At 63.3% G+C, this 19,821-nt stretch carries 15 protein-coding genes; 5 read left to right on the top strand and 10 right to left on the bottom strand.

What is annotated here, in order from left to right; translation table 11 throughout:
* Window positions 1-197 precede the first annotated feature (197 nt).
* From IEV58_RS13590 to IEV58_RS13600, 3 genes are all read left to right on the top strand, one after another.
* On the top strand, window positions 198-785 hold the full coding sequence (locus tag IEV58_RS13590; RefSeq protein WP_188410344.1) for a TetR/AcrR family transcriptional regulator: 588 nt from the start codon (window positions 198-200) through the stop codon (window positions 783-785).
* A gap of 67 nt (window positions 786-852) precedes the next feature.
* A complete protein-coding gene (locus tag IEV58_RS13595) occupies window positions 853-2,046 on the top strand; it encodes an efflux RND transporter periplasmic adaptor subunit (RefSeq protein WP_188410345.1) in 1,194 nt (397 codons plus the stop codon).
* Between the two features lie 12 nt (window positions 2,047-2,058).
* Window positions 2,059-5,187, top strand: a complete 3,129-nt coding sequence (locus tag IEV58_RS13600) for a multidrug efflux RND transporter permease subunit (RefSeq protein WP_188410346.1) — start codon at window positions 2,059-2,061, stop codon at window positions 5,185-5,187.
* Between the two features lie 63 nt (window positions 5,188-5,250).
* Here the strand turns inward: IEV58_RS13600 and IEV58_RS13605 are convergent, their stop codons facing one another.
* Window positions 5,251-6,180 carry a carbohydrate kinase family protein gene (locus tag IEV58_RS13605; RefSeq protein ID WP_188410347.1) on the bottom strand — a complete coding sequence of 310 codons (930 nt, stop codon included), beginning with the start codon at window positions 6,178-6,180 and terminating at the stop codon, window positions 5,251-5,253.
* Window positions 6,181-6,573: 393 nt separating this feature from the next.
* Here IEV58_RS13605 and IEV58_RS13610 point away from each other — a divergent pair, with 393 nt between their 5' ends.
* Window positions 6,574-8,052, top strand: a complete 1,479-nt coding sequence (locus IEV58_RS13610) for an aldehyde dehydrogenase (RefSeq protein ID WP_188410348.1) — start codon at window positions 6,574-6,576, stop codon at window positions 8,050-8,052.
* Window positions 8,053-8,083: 31 nt separating this feature from the next.
* Window positions 8,084-8,857: an SDR family NAD(P)-dependent oxidoreductase gene (locus IEV58_RS13615; RefSeq protein WP_188410349.1), complete on the top strand. Its 774-nt coding sequence runs from the start codon at window positions 8,084-8,086 to the stop codon at window positions 8,855-8,857.
* Window positions 8,858-8,940: 83 nt separating this feature from the next.
* Here IEV58_RS13615 and phnE (IEV58_RS13620) read toward each other — a convergent pair whose 3' ends face one another.
* The 9 genes from phnE (IEV58_RS13620) to IEV58_RS13660 form a co-directional block, all read right to left on the bottom strand.
* Window positions 8,941-9,756 carry a phosphonate ABC transporter, permease protein PhnE gene (phnE, locus tag IEV58_RS13620; protein ID WP_188410350.1) on the bottom strand — a complete coding sequence of 272 codons (816 nt, stop codon included), beginning with the start codon at window positions 9,754-9,756 and terminating at the stop codon, window positions 8,941-8,943.
* Entirely contained in the window at window positions 9,756-10,565 is an 810-nt protein-coding gene (gene phnE / locus IEV58_RS13625; protein WP_188410351.1) for a phosphonate ABC transporter, permease protein PhnE, read from the bottom strand. The genes phnE (IEV58_RS13620) and phnE (IEV58_RS13625) overlap by 1 nt, the downstream gene beginning before the upstream one ends.
* Window positions 10,562-11,386 carry a phosphonate ABC transporter ATP-binding protein gene (phnC, locus tag IEV58_RS13630; protein ID WP_188410352.1) on the bottom strand — a complete coding sequence of 275 codons (825 nt, stop codon included), beginning with the start codon at window positions 11,384-11,386 and terminating at the stop codon, window positions 10,562-10,564. The genes phnE (IEV58_RS13625) and phnC overlap by 4 nt, the downstream gene beginning before the upstream one ends.
* Window positions 11,387-11,462: 76 nt before the next feature.
* Window positions 11,463-12,419: a phosphate/phosphite/phosphonate ABC transporter substrate-binding protein gene (gene phnD, locus IEV58_RS13635; RefSeq protein ID WP_188410353.1), complete on the bottom strand. Its 957-nt coding sequence runs from the start codon at window positions 12,417-12,419 to the stop codon at window positions 11,463-11,465.
* 317 nt (window positions 12,420-12,736) lie between these two features.
* A complete protein-coding gene (locus IEV58_RS13640; RefSeq protein ID WP_188410354.1) occupies window positions 12,737-13,582 on the bottom strand; it encodes a sugar phosphate isomerase/epimerase family protein in 846 nt (281 codons plus the stop codon).
* Complete coding sequence (locus IEV58_RS13645) at window positions 13,579-14,889, bottom strand: DUF6005 family protein (protein WP_188410355.1); 1,311 nt, start codon at window positions 14,887-14,889, stop codon at window positions 13,579-13,581. The genes IEV58_RS13640 and IEV58_RS13645 overlap by 4 nt, the downstream gene beginning before the upstream one ends.
* A complete protein-coding gene (locus IEV58_RS13650) occupies window positions 14,886-16,148 on the bottom strand; it encodes an AMP-binding protein (protein WP_188410356.1) in 1,263 nt (420 codons plus the stop codon). The genes IEV58_RS13645 and IEV58_RS13650 overlap by 4 nt, the downstream gene beginning before the upstream one ends.
* Entirely contained in the window at window positions 16,145-17,878 is a 1,734-nt protein-coding gene (locus IEV58_RS13655; RefSeq protein ID WP_188410357.1) for an IucA/IucC family protein, read from the bottom strand. The genes IEV58_RS13650 and IEV58_RS13655 overlap by 4 nt, the downstream gene beginning before the upstream one ends.
* Window positions 17,862-19,646: an IucA/IucC family protein gene (locus tag IEV58_RS13660; RefSeq protein WP_188410358.1), complete on the bottom strand. Its 1,785-nt coding sequence runs from the start codon at window positions 19,644-19,646 to the stop codon at window positions 17,862-17,864. The genes IEV58_RS13655 and IEV58_RS13660 overlap by 17 nt, the downstream gene beginning before the upstream one ends.
* Window positions 19,647-19,821: the final 175 nt, after the last annotated feature.

Raw genomic sequence — 19,821 nt, forward strand, 5'->3', positions numbered from 1 at the left:
CGGAGAGAGAACGAGCGGCAGCTGCTCGAGCTGGCGAAGCGGTTGCGAATGCGGCTGTCGTAACCTTTGGTTGTGCGCTGCGCACAAAAACTCGTGATCAGTACTGCCTAGAGATTCGTAGGATTTTCTGGTTCACTTACATTGACTTGCTGCGGCGCGGTATTTATATCCGACCGGTTGGATATAAAAGGTGCGCCATGGGGCGGAACAGGACAATCGATCGCGATGCGGTTCTCGACGCCGCGCAGAAGGTGGTCAGCCGCGATGGCGCCATCGGGCTGACGCTCGATGCCGTCGCCCATGAAGCCGGGATCAGCAAGGCCAGCGTCCTTTACGACTGCAAGACCAAGCAGCAGCTCATTCAGGCTGTGATCGAGCGCCGGATCGCGCGCGACACCGAACGCGCGCGAGACGCGGTTTCGAAGCTCGGCGATTGCCCCAATCCCAGCATCGAAGCCTTGATCGCGTCCTTCCAGTCGGAGGTCTCCGATGAGGATCGCGCGGTCGCCATCCATCTGATCGCGGCCATGGCGCAGGACAATGAGCTCCGCGCGCCGGTCCAGGAATTGATCGCCAGCCACGTCCGCGACATTCGCGCGACATCCGCCACCCCGCGGGGGGCTCTTCTGGCCTTCTTCGCGCTAGAAGGCATGAAGCTGCTCGACTGGTTTGGTCTTCATCGCTGCTCCGAGGCGGAACGCGATCAGCTCATCAAGGATATCCGTTGGCTCGTGGATCAGAGCCCGGGCGATCCGCCCCCGTCTCCAGAGGCAACGCACGGATAGCCGTTGCTGTCGCTCCTTCTTTCGATTTCAAAGCCTCCGCGGCCTCATACTCAGGATATTGAACCCCATGCCGGCTCTTCGATCTCTCACACGCGTCCTCCTCGCCGCGAGCGCCTTTGCCTTTCTCGCGGCCTGTTCTGACGACGAGGCAGCGGCGCCGGCAGGCGGTGCGGGCGCGCCGCCGCCCGGCGTCAGCGTGGTGACCATCGCACCGGAAGCCCTGCCGCTAACCAATGATCTTCCTGGCCGCATCGCACCAACCCGCATCGCCGAGGTGCGTCCACGGGTTGCCGGCATCATCATCGAACGCGTGTTCGAGCAGGGCAGCATCGTCAAGGAAGGCGATGTGCTTTACCGCATCGACCCCGAACCGTTCCGGGTGCAGGTGGCGAGCGCGCGGGCAACCCTGCAGCGCGCCGAGGCAACCCAGCTTCTGGCGCGCCAGCAGCAGCAGCGCCAGTCGGAGCTGCGCGAGCGCAACGTCGCCAGCGGTCAGCAGTTCGACAGTGCCGTTGCCGCGCTTGCCCAGGCCGATGCCGATGTGGCGTCCGCCCGCGCGGGCCTCGCCGCCGCCGAGCTTGACCTTCAGTATTCCGAGGTGAAGGCACCCATCAGCGGCCGCATCGGCCGGGCCCTCATCACCGAAGGTGCCCTCGTCAGCTCGGCAGGGGCGGAGAACCTGGCGACCATTCAGCAGCTTGACCCCGTCTATGCCGATTTCACCCAGTCAGCATCCGATCTGATGGCGCTGCGCCGCGCTCTGGAGCTAGGCTCGCTCACCAGCTCTGATCCGGGTGAGGCCAAGGTACAGCTCATCCTGGACGACGGTACCGCTTACAAGCATCAGGGCCGCCTGCTGTTTTCCGAAGCGGCGGTGGATGCCACCACGGGGCAGGTGACGCTGCGCGGTGAATTCCCCAATCCCGATGGCGACCTTCTGCCGGGCATGTATGTGCGCGTGTTGATCGAACAGGGCGTCGAACCCAATGCCATCGCCGTGCCGCAGCAGGCCGTGCAGCGTGACGGCAGCGGTCGCGCCCAGGTCTATGTGGTGGGCGAGGACAAGAAGGCGAGCCTCCGCAATGTCAGCACCGGCCGCATTCTCGGCAATCGCTGGGTCATCAATGAAGGGCTGAAGGCCGGTGAGCTGGTCGTGGTCGAAGGCTTCCAGAAAATCCGTCCCGGTGCGGAGGTGAATGCTCAGCCGTGGACGCAGCAGCAGGCTGACGCCTCCGCCGCCAGCGAAACGAAGACCCAGTAAGGATCGCGCCTCATGCCGAGTTTTTTCATCAACCGGCCGATCTTTGCCTGGGTCGTTGCCATCTTCATCATGCTTGCCGGCGTCATCGCGCTGCCGCTTCTGCCAGTCGCGCAATATCCCAACGTCGCGCCGCCGCAGATCTCGATCAGCACCAATTATCCGGGCGCTTCGCCGGAGGACATCTACCAGTCGGTGACGCGGCCCATCGAAGAAGAGCTCAACGGCGTTCCCGGGCTGATCTATTTTGAATCGACCTCCGACGCCTCCGGCCGGATTTCCATCAATGCCACCTTCGAGCCGGGAACGCCTATCAACGAGGCGCAGGTGGAGGTGCAGAACCGCATCAGCCGCATCGAGTCGCGCCTTCCCTCGGCCGTGGCGCAGCAGGGCATGCGCATCGAGCAGGCCGGCAGCGGCTTTCTCCTGGTGGCGGCGCTGGTCTCCACCGATGGGTCGCTCGACGCCGTCGGTCTCGGCGATTACATCAGCCGCAACGTGCTTGGCGAGATCCGCCGCGTGCCCGGCGTGGGTTCGGCGCAGCTCTTCGCCACCCAGCGCTCCATGCGCGTCTGGATGGATCCGGACAAGATGCTGGGTCTCAATCTCACCGCCAGTGACATCACCAATGCCATCCAGGCGCAGAACGCCCAGGTCGCGGCGGGCCGGATCGGTGCGCAGCCGACCACCGTTACCCAGCAGATTTCGGCTTCAGTCCTGGTGCAGGGCCAGCTTGCCTCGCCGGAGGAGTTCGGCGCCATCGTGCTGCGCGCCAATCCGGATGGTTCCTCGGTCCGCCTGCGCGACGTCGCACGGATCGAGGTCGGGGGTGAGTCCTACAATTTCTCGAGCCGCCTGAATGGGCAGCCCGCCGCCGCCATCGGCGTTCAGCTTTCGCCCACCGGCAACGCAATGTCGACTTCGGCCGCCGTCCGCGCAAAGATGGAAGAACTGGCCGGCTTCTTCCCGCCGGGGCTTCAATATGAGATCCCATACGATACATCGCCCTTCGTCGCGGTCTCGATCGAAAAGGTGCTGCACACGCTGCTGGAGGCGGTCGGCCTCGTCTTCGTGGTGATGTTCCTGTTCCTGCAGAACTTCCGCTACACGCTGATCCCGACGATCGTCGTGCCGGTGGCGCTGCTCGGCACCTGCGCCATCATGCTGGCCTCGGGCTTCTCCATCAACGTCCTCACCATGTTCGCCATGGTGCTGGCGATCGGTATCCTGGTGGATGACGCTATCGTGGTGGTGGAGAACGTCGAGCGCATCATGGCGGAGGAGGGGCTCTCACCTCGCGAGGCCACCAAGAAAGCCATGGGGCAGATCACCGGCGCCATCATCGGCATCACGCTTGTGCTGACAGCCGTCTTCGTGCCCATGGCCTTCTTTCCCGGTGCGGTCGGCATCATCTATCAGCAGTTCAGCCTGACCATGGTGGTGTCCATCCTGTTCTCGGGCTTCCTGGCGCTCTCGCTGACACCGGCGCTCTGTGCCACCTTCCTGAAGCCGATCAAGGGACATCACGAGAAGAAGGGCTTCTTCGGCTGGTTCAACCGCACCTTCGACCGCACATCGCGCCGCTACAGCGGCTGGGTTGCCAAGCTCCTGAAGCGCACCGGCCAGGTGATGATCGTCTATGTGGCGCTGCTGGTCGGGCTGGGCTGGCTTTATGTGGGTCTGCCGTCGGCTTTCCTGCCCAACGAGGATCAGGGCTTCCTGATCGTCGATATCCAGGCGCCGCCCGAGGCCAGCGACCGGCGGACGCTGGAAGTCATCGAGCAGGTTGAAAAGGCCGTTCTCGATGAGGAGGCGGTGGATCGCATCATCGCCATCGCCGGTTTCAGCTTCTCCGGCTCCGGGCAGAACGCGGCCCTTGCCTTCGTGACGCTGAAGGATTGGGAGGAGCGTGGGGCGGAGGATTCCGCTGCGGCGCTGGCCCAACGCATCAACGGCAAGCTGATGCAGATCAAGGATGCACGCGCCTTTGCGCTGTCGCCTCCGCCGATCCAGGGTCTCGGCACCACCAGCGGGTTCTCCTTCCGCCTCCAGGATCGCGGTGGTCTGGGCCAGGCCCCGCTGGCGGCCGCGCGCGACCAGTTGCTGGCTGCTGCCGCAAACAGCGAGGTCGTGACCGGGCTGCGCGTGGAGGGACTGCCTGATGCGGCACAGGTGCAGCTCATCATCGATCGTGAGAAGGCGAACACCTTCGGCGTCACCTTTGCGGACATCAACTCCACCATCACGACGAACCTCGGCTCGTCCTACATCAACGACTATCCCAATACGGGCCGCATGCAGCGGGTCATGGTGCAGGCGGACGCGGCCCAGCGGATGCATACGACGGACCTCCTGAAGCTCAATGTGAAGAATGCCAGCGGCGGCATGGTCCCGTTCTCGGCCTTCGCCTCCATCGAGTGGATCAAGGGGCCGGCGCAGATCACCGGCTACAATGGTTATCCGTCGATCCGTATTTCAGGCGAGGCAAAGCCCGGCTATTCCTCTGGTGACGCCATCGCCGAGATGCAGCGCTTGGCCGGTGAACTGCCGCAGGGCTTCGGTTATGAGTGGACCGGCCAATCCCTGCAGGAGATCCAGTCGGGTGCCCAAGCACCGCTTCTGATCGCGCTCAGTATCGTCTTCGTTTTCCTGCTGCTGGCCGCGCTCTATGAGAGCTGGTCGATCCCGCTCGCGGTCATCCTCGTGGTGCCGCTCGGCGTCATCGGGTCCGTGCTGGCGGTCATGATGCGGTCGATGCCCAACGACGTCTATTTCCTCGTCGGCCTTATCGCCATCATCGGCCTGTCCGCCAAGAACGCGATCCTGATCATCGAGTTCGCCAAAGACCTCAGAGCCGAGGGCAAACCTCTCCTGGAGGCGACCATCGAGGCCGCGCATCTGCGCTTCCGGCCGATCCTGATGACCTCGCTCGCCTTCACGCTGGGCGTGGTGCCGCTGGCGATCGCCACGGGCGCCAGTGCGGCGAGCCAGAACGCCATCGGTACCGGCGTGCTGGGCGGCATGATCTCGGCAACGGTGCTGGCGGTGTTTTTCGTGCCGGTGTTCTTCGTCTTCATCGCGAAACTCTTCAGCCGTTCGGCGAAGGAGGAGGCGAAAGAGGGCGTGGCGGCTCCGGCCGAATAGCCGACAGACAAATGCTGACGGGAAAGCCGCGGGTAGCGCCCCGCGGCTTTTTCTTTGATCAGGTCAGGCGGGAAGCTCGTATCGCCAGGGCGGATTGGCACCGGCGCGGCTGCAGGTCACCGCGGCGCATTTCGCCGCGAACAGGAGGCATCGTTCCACATCGTCGGGGGCCATGGCCGACAGCGCTTCACGGTCTTTAAGATGCTGGCCTTCCAGAAGCGCCACCATAAGCGCGCCCTGGAAGGTATCGCCGGCGCCGATGGTGTCCGCCACGTCCACTCTCAGCGCCTCTACCGATATCATGCCGGTCCTGGTCCAGGCGCGGGCGCCTTTTTCGCCCTCGGTCAGCACCATCAGAGAGACGCCATCCGCCAATGCACCGGCCGCGAAGGTCGCGACATCAGCATCGCCGTAGAGGTAGGAAAAATCGACGTCGGACAATCGGAGGATGTCGGCCCTCACCATGAAGGCTTCCATCTTCCCGCGGTAATCATCGAGATCGGTAACGAGATTGGGCCGGCAGTTCGGATCGAAGGAAATGATGCACCTTGCCTTCGCCTCATCCACCAGCTTCAGTCCTTCGGCATGGCCCTGATCGGCGATCAATGAGGTGGAGCCGATATGCAGCGCTTCCACCCGCTCGAACGGAATGGCTCCAGCCTCGTGCCGCCATTGGCGCGTGGCCGAGCTCTCGTCATAAAAGGCATAGGACGGCTCTCCATCAGCCAGGCGCACGAAGGCGAGCGTCGTTTGCGCCTGTGGCCGGAGGCTGCAGGCGAGGCTGACACCCGATGCTTCGGCATGGGCCGCAATCATGGCGCCGAACATGTCGGTGGAAATGCCGCCGACAAAGCCGGCCTGCGCGCCTAGGCGGGCCATTGCGACGGCGACGTTGAGACAGGAGCCTCCGGCCACGGGTATGAAGGCCTCACGGCCGTCAGCCGTTCGCATGGGCATGAAGTCGATCAGGCTGTCGCCGCAACTCAGCAGCATCAGGTACTCCCGTTTCGGTGCCAGTGACCCATGACTGGAACGGTATTCGCGTAAAAAGGTTCTGGGATGAGGGGGCAGCGTTGCCCCTGGGGATCGTCGAAGGCATTCCATGCTGACGATCCGTTGGGGAGATTTCCATTTAGCTCAGCATCTGTCAATGCAGCTCCAGATATGATCCCTGCCCAAATGCCGGCTTAACATTGAAAGTTCCGCGGTAGCCGCGCTTGTTCCGCAGTTCTTCATGCATAGTCCTGGCGCTGACCTGTTTATTCAATATTCGGGCGTCGGACAGAGCGGCGAGGCTGCATTGCAGAAAAACGCCCCGCATGCTTTCGCGCGATGCTACAGTGCTTACAAAAAACTGTATGCACAGCACGGATTGAGGAAGCAGGCATGAACGAGCGCATCTACGAGAAGGTCTTCATCGGCGGCGAGTGGGTCGTTCCCAAGGGCGACCAAGTGCTGAAATCCATCGACCCCTCGACCGAGTACGTCTGGGCTGAGATCGCTCTTCCCGGGAAGGCGGAAGTCGATATGGCCGTCGCGGCGGCGCGGGCGGCATTGCGCGGCTCGTGGTCCAAATTCTCCGCCACCAGGAGAGGCGAACTCCTGGCGAAGCTCGCCAATCTCATCCGTCGCGACGCCGCAGTGCTTGCAGAGCTTGAAAGCCGGGACAACGGCAAACCGCTTCGCGATACGCGGGGCGAGATCGACCGTGCGGCAGACTGGATCACCTTCTTCGCAGGTGCCGCGGACAAGATCAACGGAGAGCAGATCCCCTACCGCCCTGATGCCCTTGCCTATACCCGCCGCGAGCCCATCGGCGTGGTGGCGGCGATCCTGCCCTGGAATTCTCCTATCAGCATGTATGCCTGGAAGCTCGGTCCGGCACTGGCGGCGGGCAACGCCATCATCATCAAACCGGCCGAGCAGACCTCCGTGACCGCAATGGAGATCGCCAAGCTGATCGAGGAAGCGGGCTTTCCTGAAGGTGTAGTCAGCGTTTTACCAGGCTATGGCGCGGAAGTGGGAGCGGCTCTGGCCGCGCATCCCGATGTCAACAAGATCGCCTTCACCGGCGAGCATTCAACAGCGCAGCAGATCATGCGGGCGGCCGCCGGCAATCTGAAGCGATGCACCTTCGAGTGCGGAGGAAAATCGCCTCACATCATCTTCGAGGATGCCGATCTTGAACGTGCCCTCCAGGTAGCCATGCATTCCGCCTTCCGCTCGACCGGCCAATCCTGCTCGCTTGGGTCGCGGCTCTTCGTGCAGCGGCCGATCTATGAGAGATTCCAGGATCAAATCGCGGCGTTAGCCGGCAAAATACGTGTCGGCGCTCCCTTGGATCCGGCCACCCATATCGGTCCCCATACCTCGGCCGAGCAATTGGCGAAGACCATGAAGTTCATCGCCCTCGGACAGGAGGAGGGCGCGCGGCTGATCGCCGGTGGTGGACGTCCCCTTGGGCTTGATCGGGGCTACTATGTGCAGCCGACGGTTTTTGCCGATGTAGACAATCGCTCCGCGCTGGCCCAGCAGGAGGTGTTCGGCCCCGTCCTGTCGATGATCCCCTTCGACACGGAGGAGGAGGTCCTCGCCATGGCCAATGACACTCAATACGGCCTGGTGGCCGGGCTGTGGACGTCGGATGTGACGAGGGCGCACCGCATCGCCCATCAGATCGAGGCGGGGCTTGTGTCGGTGAACACCTACCGGCCCGTCCATTTCATGCTGCCCTACGGCGGCTACAAATTGAGCGGGATCGGCCGCGAGAACGGCCTCGACGTGATCAATCACTACACCGAGGTCAAGACGGTCGTCGTCAATCTCTCCGAGACGCCGGAGCCGAGCCCGTTCGACGGCATCTGAGCGATAGACAGATCATCAGGGAGGATATGCAATGAGGCTTCAAGGGAAGGCCGGGCTGATCACGGCCGCGGCATCGGGAATGGGGCTCGCCGGCGCGCTTCGCTTCGCAGAAGAGGGGGCATCCGTTGCCGTGGTCGACCGCGACCATGGGGCGGCAGAGGCTGCCGTGGAACAGATCCGTGCGAGGGGAGGCAAGGCCTTCGCACTGTCCGGAGATCTGCGCGACGATGGCTTCGCACGCGGCATCGTGGAGGAGACACTGAAGAGCTTCGGCCGCCTCGACTTCGTCTGGAACCATGTCGGGCATCCGGCCTCGGCACAGGTCGAAGATGAGGACATGGAGAATTTCGCCCTCGCCCTCGATATCAACCTGCGTTCCGTCTTCAACACCACGGCCGCGACCATCCGGCCCATGCGCGAGGCGGGGGGCGGCAGCATCCTCTTCACATCCTCGACCTCCGGGCTCGTGGCATCGGCCAACAGCCCCATCTACACAGCGGCAAAGTTCGGCGTGCTTGGTCTCATGCGGGGCCTTGCCCGGCGCTTCGCCAAGGAGGGCATCCGCTGCAATGCCGTCTGCCCCGGCCCCGTCGACACGCCCATGCTGCGTTCCTTCGTGGCGCGGCCCGATCAGAACCTCGCCAATGACGTGGAGGATCTTGTCGCAAAGCGGGGCGCGCTCACGCCCATGGGCCGCAACGGTAAGCCACATGAGATCGCCAATGCGGCGCTGTTCCTCATTTCCGACGAGGCCTCGTTCATCACCGGCGTCGCCCTGCCGGTGGACGGCGGCTCGACGGCCTGACATGCCACGGCCCGACCGCATGCCCCCAGGCGGCCGGGCCGTGTGCCCCCAATCGCGCGGCAGCCTCCGTGAGGCTCTGCCGATCAGATGATCGTCTTGCGCACCTTTGCCGAGACCCATTCGGAGGCCACGACCGTTGCCAGCACGACGATGAAGATCACCGTGATCTCCGCCCAGGCGAGGCGTGCCAGGGAGGACTCCAGCTGGACGCCGATGCCGCCGGCGCCGACGAGACCAAGGATGGTTGATTCGCGGATGTTGATGTCCCAGCGGAACACGGTCATGCCCGCGAAGGCCGGCAGCACCTGAGGAATCACCGCATAGTCCATCACCTGCATCCGCGAGGCGCCGGTGGCGCTGATGGCTTCCACCTGCCGGTGATCGATCTCCTCGATGGCTTCGTAGAGCAGCTTGCCGACGAAGCCGATGGAGCGAAAGGCGATGGCGATGATGCCGGCCAGAAGTCCCGGACCGATGATGGCCACCAGAAGCAGCGCCCAGATGAGCGAATTGATGGAGCGCGACGCGACGATGATCAGCAGCGCAATCGGCCGAACGAGGGCAGCGCTGGGTGTGGTGTTGCGGGCTGCGAGGAAGGCAACCGGTACGGCCATGAGGGTGCCGAGCAGGGTGCCGAGCGTCGCGATGTTCAGCGTGTCCCACAGCGGCAACCACAGCCGATCCAGATAGGACCAGCGCGGCGGGAGCGCGCGCGTGATCAGGTCGGCCGCCTGTTGCGGCGCATCTTCAACGAACACCCACATCGTGTTGCGGTTCATCTCCTGCCAGCAGAAGACGGTGAGGGCGACGAGCGCGAACCAGCCGGCCCAGACGGCCATTTGCCGCGTTGTAGTGCGGTGGCGCCAGACAGGCTGCCCATTGAGCGTGGAGACGGGCATCACTGCACCCACTTTCGAACGTGGCCGGAGGCATATTCGGTCGCCATGACGACCAGGATGATGATGATCAGCACCGCGCCGGCCGTGTCATACTCATAACGGTCCATCGCCGTGTTGAGCGTCGCGCCGATGCCTCCGGCACCGACGATGCCGATCACCGCGCTTTCGCGGAAATTGATGTCGAGGCGATAGAGCGAAAGGCCGATCAGCCTGGGCATGACCTGGGGCTGGATGCCGTAATTGACGATCTGCCACCAGCCCGCGCCGGTCGAGCGGATGGCTTCCGCCTGTCCCTCGTCAATGTCCTCAATGGCCTCTGCCAGAAGCTTGGCGAGGAAGCCGATGGTGGCGAAGGAGAGGGTGATGAAGCCGGCAAGCGGGCCGAAGCCGAACATCGCAACGCAGAGAATGGCGACGATGATCTCCTGGAACGAGCGGGAGAGAGCGACGATGGAACGGCAGATGGCGTGGACAGGTGCCGGCGCGAGGTTGCGCGCGGCGCCGATGCCGATGGGTACGGACAGGATGATGCCGGCGACCGTCGACGTCAGCGTCATCGTGAGGCTCTCGATGATGCCTTGCTGGATGTCGCGGGCACGTGTCAGAAAATCGGGAACCAGGAAGCCCTGGATAAAGCGCACGCCGCGTTCCAGGCCTTCAAATATGCGTGTCCAATTCACCTCGATGCTGGCGACGGCAAGCACGAGGTAGACGGCGAAGCCGCCGTAAATGACGAGCCGGAGGGTCGGATCCTGGATGAGGAGCGGGGGCCGCTTCCAGCGGCGCGGCGAAACGGTGGTGCTGGTCATGCCATCCCCGCGACCGCATGATCCGTTTCCACGACGTGGGGCGTCGTTTCGATCTCTTCGGCATTTTCGTTGTGGATCACGGCCCAGTCTTCCTCGCCGTAGATCGCGGTCAGGGCGGCGTGATCGAGCTGATCGGGCGTGCCGTCGAAGACGATCTCGCCTGCGCGCAGGCCGATGATGCGATCGACGAACATGCGGGCAAGCGCAACGTCATGGATGTTGATGATGGCGGGCAGCCCTCGCTCACGGCAGATCTCGACGATCAGCCGCATGATCTGGCGAGAGGTCTTGGGATCGAGCGAGGCGGTCGGTTCATCGATCAGAAGAAGTTCGGGGTCCTGCTCCAGGGCGCGGGCAATGCCGACGCGCTGGCGCTGTCCGCCGGACAGCGCGTCGGCCCGCTTGTCGGCGTGCTGTGACAGGCTGACACGATCGAGCAGCGCAAAGGCCTTTTCCACGTCAGCCTGCGGAAAACGGCGGGCAAAGGAACGCCAGAACGAGACATAGCCCAGACGGCCGGAGAGCACGTTCTCCATGACCGTCAAACGTTCCACCAGTGCGTAATCCTGAAAGATCATGCCGATGCGGCGGCGAGCACGACGCAGTTCGCTTCCCGACCGCGCGATCGGACGGCCGTTCAGGAAAACCGATCCCTCGGTGGGATCGACCAGCCGGTTGACGCAGCGGATCAAGGTGGATTTGCCCGCGCCAGAGGGGCCAATCAGGCCGACAACCTGTCCGGCGTCGATGCTGAATGACACATTCTTCAGGGCGTGATCGCCCGTCTTGTAGCGTTTCGACAGGTTCTCGACGCGGAACATGGCTCTAGCCTTCCAAATAGTCGTGGCGGCCCTGCAGAGAGCAGGACCGCCCGATGATTGTTCATGCTTCCGATGCTTACTTGCAGTCGTAGGAGACGCCGGTTGCCGCATCGATCTGACGGATGACAGACCAGTTCTCCTTGAAGGTGATCGGCAGGAACTTCTCCTGCGGCGGCTCGGAGGTGCCGAATTCAGCGAGAAGCTTCGAGCCGTTCCAGTCGAAGGAGAAGAAAGCGTCCTGGATCTGCTTCTGGAGTTCCGGCTTCAGGTTGTAGACGACGCCGTAACCGGTGGTCGGGAAGGTCTGCGACTTGTAGAGAACCTTGAGCTGGTCCTCCTTGACCACTTCGCGCGCCAGCATGCGCTGTTTCACGGAATTGGCGACCGAAGCGGCCAGGTAGTCCTTGTTGGCAACGCCGAGAATGGAGTTGTCATGCTTGCCGGAGAAAACCGGTTCGAAGTCCTTGCCGGCTTCCATCTTGAATTCGGAAGCGAGGATCGCGGAGGGCGCCTTGTAGCCGGAGTTCGAGGTTTCGGAGGTGAAGGCGAGCTTCTTGCCCTTGATGTCTTCCACCTTCTCGATGCCGGAGCCCGGATAGGTGATGATTTCCATCTCGTAGCCGTATCTGTCGTCCTTCGACGCCATCATGGCGAAGGGGCGGAAGCCGGCGCAGGCGACGGCCAGCGGATTGCCGCCCGTGTTGAAGCCGGCGATGTGCAGACGGCCAGCGCGCATGGCTTCGATCTGAGCGGCATTGGACTGAACCGGGAAGAACTGAACGTCCTTGCCCGTCGCCTTTTCCAGGTGCTCCAGGAAGCCTGCCCAGACCTCGGCATAGACGGCCGGATCTTCAACCGGGGTGTAGGCGAAGACCAGCGTGTCTGGATCAATCTGCTGGGAAGCATCGGACGGAACATCGGCGATCAGATCACCGTCCGCATCGGTATAGCGGCTGTCGAGCTTGAACTCGGCATAAGCCGGAAGCGATGCGAGGCAGGTGGTCAGCGCCAGGGCGGCGGCCAGGGCTTTCATGGTAGGGCTCCTGAAGGGCGTGGAAAATCTCAGCGCGCCGGACCCTAGGTCTTTTATATCTCAGATTTGTGACGGTTTCCGCGACGGGAAGGACGTCTGTTCCCAGTTCTTCTTTCCTGAGACGGCAGGGCTGTATAGTTTCGATCGCACTCTTGCATTTCAAGGGGTTAGACGTTGCTATCGGGTCTCCTGACCGGGCTCATTGAGCGCCCCTTGATGCTTCCCTGTCGGAAGTATAGTTGCCACCGCAACATGGCGCCGTGAGGCGCAGGATCGGGCTCATGTGACACTAAGATTGCCGTCTGCCTCGGGCTCCGTCAGACAACCGCTTCGGAAACCCCGAGGCTGCGGCCGACCATGACCCTGGCGATCTCGCCTCGATCTCGCGCAAGCACGTCGAAGGCATCGTCTCCGAACCATTCCAGCGAGGCTTCAGCAGCAGGATCGACGGCAAGCTCCGTCAGGAAGGAGACATAATCGACCTTGCCGGAGAACAGGGGGGTCATGCCGTCGCGCCGTCCGCTGGCGGCGTAGACATTGGAGGGTTCGAACAGTGCGAGATCGGCCCGCGACCGGATGTTCTTGAGATGATAGTGCCGGATGTGCGGAAGCAGGGCTTCATGAGCCGCACCGAGGTCATCACCGCCTTCCCAGACGTGGAGCGCGTCGAAGTTGATCTTGAGCGCGGGATGATCGACCTCCGTTATCAGCTGCAGGGTGGATGCAGCGCAGTCGGCGAGCGTGTTGGGATGGGTTTCCACCAGAAGCTCTTGTCCCTCGTCGGCGACGATATGGCAGATGCGCCGGAGCCCCTCCGTCACGCGTGCCCGTTCCCGGTCCCGCGTCTCCAGGCTGCCCCTGGTGCCGGCGAATGTACGGATCTTCCTCGCCCGCCAGTCACGCGCCGTTTGAGAGAGGGCATGCGCCTTCCGCTCGATGACCGCCTTGTCTCCCTCGGTTGGCAGATAATCGCTGACCATCGAGACCGTGAGACCGAGATCATGCAGCCAGGCAGCGTTGAGGCAGGGATGGCCCGCCAGGTTGCGGGCATGGACGCCCCAGAGCTCGATGCCTTGAAAGTCGTGGGCGCGAGCCCACAGAGCGATGTCCTCCAGCGAGACGAGCTGGTGCCGGAAGGTGATGGTGCACAGCGAAATCCTCATCCTGCTCTCCTCATGGGGTTGTCGGATTGGCCGCCAAGACCGTTCATGGCGCACCAGGCGGCGTGAGCTTCACCGAGACAGGCCTTGATGCGGAATTCCAGCGCATCGAGCCTGTCGACGCTCTCGAAGATCGCGGATGCGAGGCTGCTGTCCGCCGTCTGGGACAGCTTGAGCACGGCGTAGTGCAGGGCCTTGAACCCCAGCGCCAAACCTTCGATCTCGTCGCACCAGGACTGGAACTCCCGGTCCGGCCATTTCAGGGCGCGCCAATAGAAGGCGAAGCCGTGCTCATAGGCGTATTTGCGGATGGAGATGACCGGCAGCTCGCGCAACGCCTGGGCGAGATCGGTGAGGTTGACCCCGGCACGGCCATCGAGATGCGTCTGGATGATCCGCCGCACGGCATCGGCAAGGGGATTGGCGCCGGCGATGAAGCAGGCCTCGAAGTAAGCCTTCACATCTTCCGGCCGGGCTGTCTGCGCTTCGCGGCGGTCAAAGATGTAGCCGCCCGCCACGGTCGGTTGCCGGATGGCGTTGATCACGGTGTCCCGTGCGATCAGACCCTCCCACCGGAAATCCGGATCGCGCAACTGCCAGATGGCAGGATCGTCGGTCGTCTCCACCATCAGGTAGTGGGGGAAAGGGTTCTGGTTGAACTTGTTCTCGCGCTCGGGGAGATGGAACATGTCCAGCATCACCATGATGTGCTGGGTTTCGTTCCGGGCGTCGAGCAGGGCGAGAAGGACATCGAGGTTCTCCTCCTTGCTGCGGCCATGATCATACCATTCGCGCAGCGTCACTCCGTAGAGCCGGCGGTACCACTGACGGAAGAACTCATGGCTCACGGAGGGCGCGTGATAGAGGAGCGCGAACTTCTCATCGACGGCGAAATCCGCATCCCAGACCCCGAAATAGAAGGGGCGATGGTCGATGCCCGCCTGTTTCAGCGCATGGCAGACGCAGGAGACGAAGCAGTGGATCTTGAGGTCCACATAATCCTCGCCGTGGACGCCTGTTGAGGGCGCGAGATCCTGCGCGGCGGCCACCGGTGCTGGAGCAGCCTCGGTGCCGAGGATGATGTCGGCGATGTCGGAGACGGTCTGGATGTCGCTGGCGGCCACAGCCTCCTCAGGTGCGGCGAAGCCAAACTCGAGCTCCAGATTGAGGAAGACCTGAAGGACCAGCACCGAATCGAGGTAGAGATCCTCGTTGAGCCGGGCCTCGGGGCCGAATTTTGCCAGATGCGGATTGGCCATATGGTCCTTGAGGACCAGGCGGATGGCCTCGATGACACGCTCCCTCGTCATGCCACCGGCTCCGGGGCAAGGCGCCCCTCGGCGTGGAGCCCGGCGATCTCGCGGCGGCTGATCTTGCCGTTTGCCTGACGCGGCACGGTGCCGACCTGGATGACTTCCATAGGCACCTGATGGCTGGCGAGATTGCCCGTGCACCAAGCCCTGATCTCTTCGGCGCTGATCTGCCTGTCGGCGCTGAAGAGAAGTCCGACGCGTTCGCCTGCGAAGCGATCGGCCAGGCGGAAGGCGACCGCGTCACTGACGCCGGGCTTTGCCATGACCACGTCCTCGACGTCCTTCGGGTAGACGTTGAGGCCTGAAACATTGATGGTGTCATCGAGCCGCGAGATGAAGACGAGCATGCCGTCCGGCCTGACGTAGCCGAGATCGCGCGTGTGGATCGGGGCCGAAGGCGTGTGGATGATGATCTCGTCGGCGGTCTCGGCATTTGATCCGGCCTGAAGCCGGTGATGGGGTAGCACATAGCCCATGTCTTCAGGCGCGCTGACATCGGGATTGATGGCAATGCAGCCGGCTTCAGAGCAGCCATATTGCTGGAACATGTGCCGGGTCTTGGCCCTGATCTCGCCAAACCAGGCAGAGGGAAGCAGGGTGCCTGATGTCATGACGGCATGGAGGCTCTCGCCGGAGGGCAGAAGCCGCGCCAAGGTGTGCAGGATGGCGGGAGAGGAATAGAGCAGCGGCCGCTCGACCCCGCGCAGCGCCTTCAGCACGAACTTCGGATTGGCCGTGTTAACCACGACGGGCACCTGCCCGCGCTTCAGCGCCACCAACAGACCACAGATGAGACCATAGGAATGGGTGGTGGGGCAGGCGACGACCGGTGTCATATCGCTCGGTTCGCGGAAGGTGGCGACGTAGGTGTCGATCTCCCGGTCGATGCTGCTCCAGGTGCGGGCGACGCATTTGGGGGCGCCTGTCGTGCCTGAACTCATCTGCAGGAGTTCACCCTCTCCTTTGACGGGAGGTGCGTCGTTCAGCTGTTCCGCCGCGAGGCTATGATAGAAGAGGCGGTGGCAGCCGGCCGTTTCCGCCAGACGTCGCGCGGCCGGATAGGGCGTCGCCGGATGGATCGGCATGACGCTGGCGCCCGCCGCCCGGATGGCGAAGAAGAAAGCCAGCCAGTCCGCGGTTTCAGGGAAACAGACGGCGTAACGCGTGCCGGTGGTGAGGCCGACTTCCCCGGCAAGCCGCAGCGCGGCGTTGTCGAAATGGACGCGGTCATAAAGCTTGTCGTCGATCTGGATCATGAGGCCTTCGCAATCTTCAAGGCGGGCGTGCCGAGGATGTTGGGCACGCGATGCTGGTGGTCGGGCGCTGCCGGCCGGAGCTTGCGCGCCAGCAGTGCCTCGGTGGATATCTCTTCGCGGTGGGGATCGAGGCGCGCCTGCCGTTCCGCCATGCCGTGTTCCGTGGCGTAGTGCGAGAGCCGGTTGCGCACCCGCAGCCAGAAGTGCTCTTCGGGCAAGCCGTAGCATTCCTGCAGAAGATGTGAGATCTCGGCGAGATTGAAGATGAACAGGCAGTCCATCGTCAGCTCGAGCAGCCAGTCGGTCGTCTCCATCCAGTAGTACTGGTTGGGCGCGGCGTCGCGGTAAGCGGGATTGAGACGCAAGAAATCGGGCGCGGCGGAAGGGTCGGCGAGAAAGCCCGGCACATATTCCACGCTCTCGTGGAAGTCGCGGAGGATGAGGCGGACCGGCAGCCCGTCCCGATGGACGAGGATCATGTTCTGGCCATGGCATTCGGTTGCGATGCCGTGGCTGACGAGGAGATGCCAGACGGGCAGGATGGCGACATCGAGGAAACGGTCCAGCCAGCGGGAGAGGCCGTGCCGCAGGACCCAGTCCTCGATCAAGGGCTTGCCGTCCTTCTCGATGACCATCAGCGCGTTGAGAGGCACCGCAGCCTCGCCCGGACCCAGCTTCGTCTCGGCGCTTTCACGCCAGATGGCAGCCAACTGGCCGCCCAGCGGACCGTCGCGATCAGCGATGATTCCGGCATATTCCCGCAGCACGGCCACGGGATAGCGATCCTTGAACAGCGGATCGCTCGCGATGACATCCGACAGCCATTGCGAGATCACCGGCGCCATCTCAACCGAGTGGGGTTCTATGGTCCGGCGGGCCGAGGTGTTGATGAGGTTCATGGCGAGCTTCACGCTCGCCCGTTCGGGGTGCTCGGCATTGAAGAGCGTGCGCACCGACTGGCTCGCCCGATAATGATCGCCGGCAAAGCCCAGGCAGCGGATGCGGTCATCGGCAAGGTAGGGCGCCAGAGCCTGATGCTTCAGCTCGTTCCACTGCCATGGGTGCAGCGGCAGGAATCCATGGCTTGTTGTCAGTTCCAGCGCATCGCGCCGTCGTGACAGCATGCGCCAGCTTTGATCGCCAAGCTCTGCGTGCCAGAACTCCGCTTCACCGGCCGGCAGTGCCTGATGCAGCAGATCGTGCCGCACAGCGAGCCAGACAAGCTGGAAGCTGTTGCCCGCCTCGGGACCATAGGCCCGGTGATCCGCCTCGTTGAAGCCGATCCGGGCCTTGAAGGAAGGGTGATAGGGATGGCCCTCATCGATTGCGCAATCGATGTCGGCAAAGCTCATGCAGCGGCGCGAACGCGGCGGCAGATGACGGTCGTTCCAGGCGCAAAGCGCCGCGGTGCGCTGAAGCTCGATCAATAGGCGCTCGCGATCCGGCGCGGCGGCCGTCAGGCCGTTCACCAGCCCGGCGAGTTCAGCCTCCAGCCAGCCGCCATCTTCATCCCGGGCTTCGATGGAGCCGGCGATGACACGCACGCGGCCAAAGGCGCCGATGGTGGCGCGGCAGCGATAGGTTTGGCCGCCCAGCTCCCATTCCATGTGCCGGACTGGTCCCGCAGGGGCGATTTTCGGCCGGAGCAGCTTTTCATAGATGAGCGCTGATACCAGTTGGCGCAGCACGCGTTCGTCCGGCCGTTCAGGAAGATCACGAGGCAACGGCAACGTCTTCTCCCTTGGATGGAGCACGGCTGTGCGCGAACAGCGGGTTCGGCAGGCGCGTGTAGATGGCCTTTTCGTCCTGCGCCTCCAGCTCATCGATGTCGAAGAGCCGGGTCATCAGGTTGCCTTTGGCGGCTACCGTCGGCTGTTCCAGGAAGTTGTGGGCAAAATCACGCCCGGAGCCGCGCATGGTCCTGGCAAAGTGCGAAAGCCGATCCCGCAGGACGCCCATCAGTTCGGTCTCCGCGATCAGGCCGTCGTGGCCGATGCGGCTGATGACCGAGAAGATCTGATTGATGATGAGGTAATAGGCGAAGCGGTCCTGGATGTCCTCATCGTCGAAGTAGAGCGACGGGATCGCGGCTGCTTCAGGGATGAAGGCGTCGAGATGATGCCGATAGCGCGTCGAGAGATAGAAGCCCTGGTTGTCGCGGTAGTAATAGGCCCGCGGATAGCCGCGGCTGACGTCGAGCAGGCTGTTCTGCTGATGCGCCTCCAGCGCAACGCCGTGGGTGTCGTAAAGTCCGATCAACGGGTCGAGCACACAGTCGAGATAGGCAGCGAACCAGCGGCGGGAGATATCGGCAAGGCCGGCTCCGCTGCCTCTGGCGAGATCACGGATGATGCGCTCCATCAGCGAGATCTGACCAGGCATGGGTTCGGCTGTGAGGGCGGCGAGGGTGACGCCCTCCTTCTCGTGGCCTGGCCCAAAGGGATTGTCGCGGAAGATCACCTCAAAGCCGCTTTCGGGACGGCCGGGCAGCGTCAGTGTGATGTAGGCGGGGTCGTGGATCACCTTGAACTGAGGGTGTTCATCGCAAAAGCGCGTGCGCTGGAACAGGCGTGCCATCAGCACGCCGGCATCCAGCTCCGGGCGCCGGTTGAGCCGCACGGAATTTGTGATGCGCACCGGCAGGGAAAACTTCAGCATGTAGGGAACATCCGCGCTGTAGACGGTGCGGACCGAGGAGGTGGCGCTAAAGGTGGGACCTGCCGCTCCCAGAAGACGAAGCGCACCGTCATCCATAAGACCGCGGATGGCCGGGTCCAGCAGAAGCGCCTGGGCCTGCAGCGGGTGCATGGGGATGGCACATTCATCCTCGGCGAGACGAAACTCCGCGAGGTCCCGCCCAAGCATGTCGGACACGATCCGCGGCGCGTTGTGCCGGCCTGCTGAATCATGGGCCACGAGAGGCGCGCGGGCGGCGAAATAAATGAGTTGGAATCGACCCCTTAGCTCAGGGGCATAGGCCGGCTGCTGCCAGCAAGCCATTCCCTGGCGGCTTTTGGGCGTCGGGTGCAGCCAATGACCGAAGACGAGGGATTGCTCGGCGGAAATGAAATCATCGACCGAAGCGGCCGGGTCATGCGCTTCCAGGTAACGCACCAGCGAATGATAGCTGTCGAACACCCGATAGAGCAGTTCGAGCTCACAGCTCCGCAGGGTCCTAGCGCGCTCGGGTCCGAATTGGCGATATGTCTCATGGACCAGTGCCGTGAGAGCGTTCAGCGGCTCGACTGTCTGCCAGTCGAGACTGTCGTTCCGGCGGATGCTGGCGCGGCCGAACCGCTGGGGCCCGCAGAGTGAGCGCGACAGCACCTCCACCCGCATGGTGCCGCCGAGCGCAGGCAACGGCCATTCCACCACCCCTGCGGAGCCCGCCGGTGTGTTCTGGGCGATAAAGATGCCTGGATCGATTTCGCGCTGATAGCAATTCGCGTAGCTCTGAAAGGTCACCTGTTCGGCAAGCTGTTGCGCGGTAGCGGTCATGACACACACCGCCCGCTGCTCGCATGGGGCAGACATGCGCGGCAGACAGGCGGTGCACTTGGCGGAGGCGCGGATTGCATGGCCGCTTTGCTGTTTCCATGCTGTGCTCTTAACAGAACTGTCATGTTCATGCCCTCCACTGAACGGGCCGTAGGTCGGCTCTGTCTTGTGAACG

The sequence above is a fragment of the Agaricicola taiwanensis genome, from assembly GCF_014635245.1.
Taxonomy (GTDB): domain Bacteria; phylum Pseudomonadota; class Alphaproteobacteria; order Rhizobiales; family Methylopilaceae; genus Agaricicola; species Agaricicola taiwanensis.

What these genes read in the sequence shown, in the direction of transcription:
- IEV58_RS13645 (WP_188410355.1), bottom strand. Translation starts at nt 14,889, where the DNA reads ATGACGAGGGAGCGTGTCATCGAGGCCATCCGCCTGGTCCTCAAGGAC.
- IEV58_RS13650 (WP_188410356.1), bottom strand. Translation starts at nt 16,148, where the DNA reads ATGATCCAGATCGACGACAAGCTTTATGACCGCGTCCATTTCGACAAC.
- IEV58_RS13595 (WP_188410345.1), top strand. Translation starts at nt 853, where the DNA reads ATGCCGGCTCTTCGATCTCTCACACGCGTCCTCCTCGCCGCGAGCGCC.
- IEV58_RS13590 (WP_188410344.1), top strand. Translation starts at nt 198, where the DNA reads ATGGGGCGGAACAGGACAATCGATCGCGATGCGGTTCTCGACGCCGCG.
- phnC (WP_188410352.1), bottom strand. Translation starts at nt 11,386, where the DNA reads ATGTTCCGCGTCGAGAACCTGTCGAAACGCTACAAGACGGGCGATCAC.
- IEV58_RS13615 (WP_188410349.1), top strand. Translation starts at nt 8,084, where the DNA reads ATGAGGCTTCAAGGGAAGGCCGGGCTGATCACGGCCGCGGCATCGGGA.
- IEV58_RS13600 (WP_188410346.1), top strand. Translation starts at nt 2,059, where the DNA reads ATGCCGAGTTTTTTCATCAACCGGCCGATCTTTGCCTGGGTCGTTGCC.
- phnE (WP_188410350.1), bottom strand. Translation starts at nt 9,756, where the DNA reads ATGCCCGTCTCCACGCTCAATGGGCAGCCTGTCTGGCGCCACCGCACT.
- phnE (WP_188410351.1), bottom strand. Translation starts at nt 10,565, where the DNA reads ATGACCAGCACCACCGTTTCGCCGCGCCGCTGGAAGCGGCCCCCGCTC.
- phnD (WP_188410353.1), bottom strand. Translation starts at nt 12,419, where the DNA reads ATGAAAGCCCTGGCCGCCGCCCTGGCGCTGACCACCTGCCTCGCATCG.
- IEV58_RS13610 (WP_188410348.1), top strand. Translation starts at nt 6,574, where the DNA reads ATGAACGAGCGCATCTACGAGAAGGTCTTCATCGGCGGCGAGTGGGTC.
- IEV58_RS13605 (WP_188410347.1), bottom strand. Translation starts at nt 6,180, where the DNA reads ATGCTGCTGAGTTGCGGCGACAGCCTGATCGACTTCATGCCCATGCGA.
- IEV58_RS13660 (WP_188410358.1), bottom strand. Translation starts at nt 19,646, where the DNA reads ATGACCGCTACCGCGCAACAGCTTGCCGAACAGGTGACCTTTCAGAGC.
- IEV58_RS13640 (WP_188410354.1), bottom strand. Translation starts at nt 13,582, where the DNA reads ATGAGGATTTCGCTGTGCACCATCACCTTCCGGCACCAGCTCGTCTCG.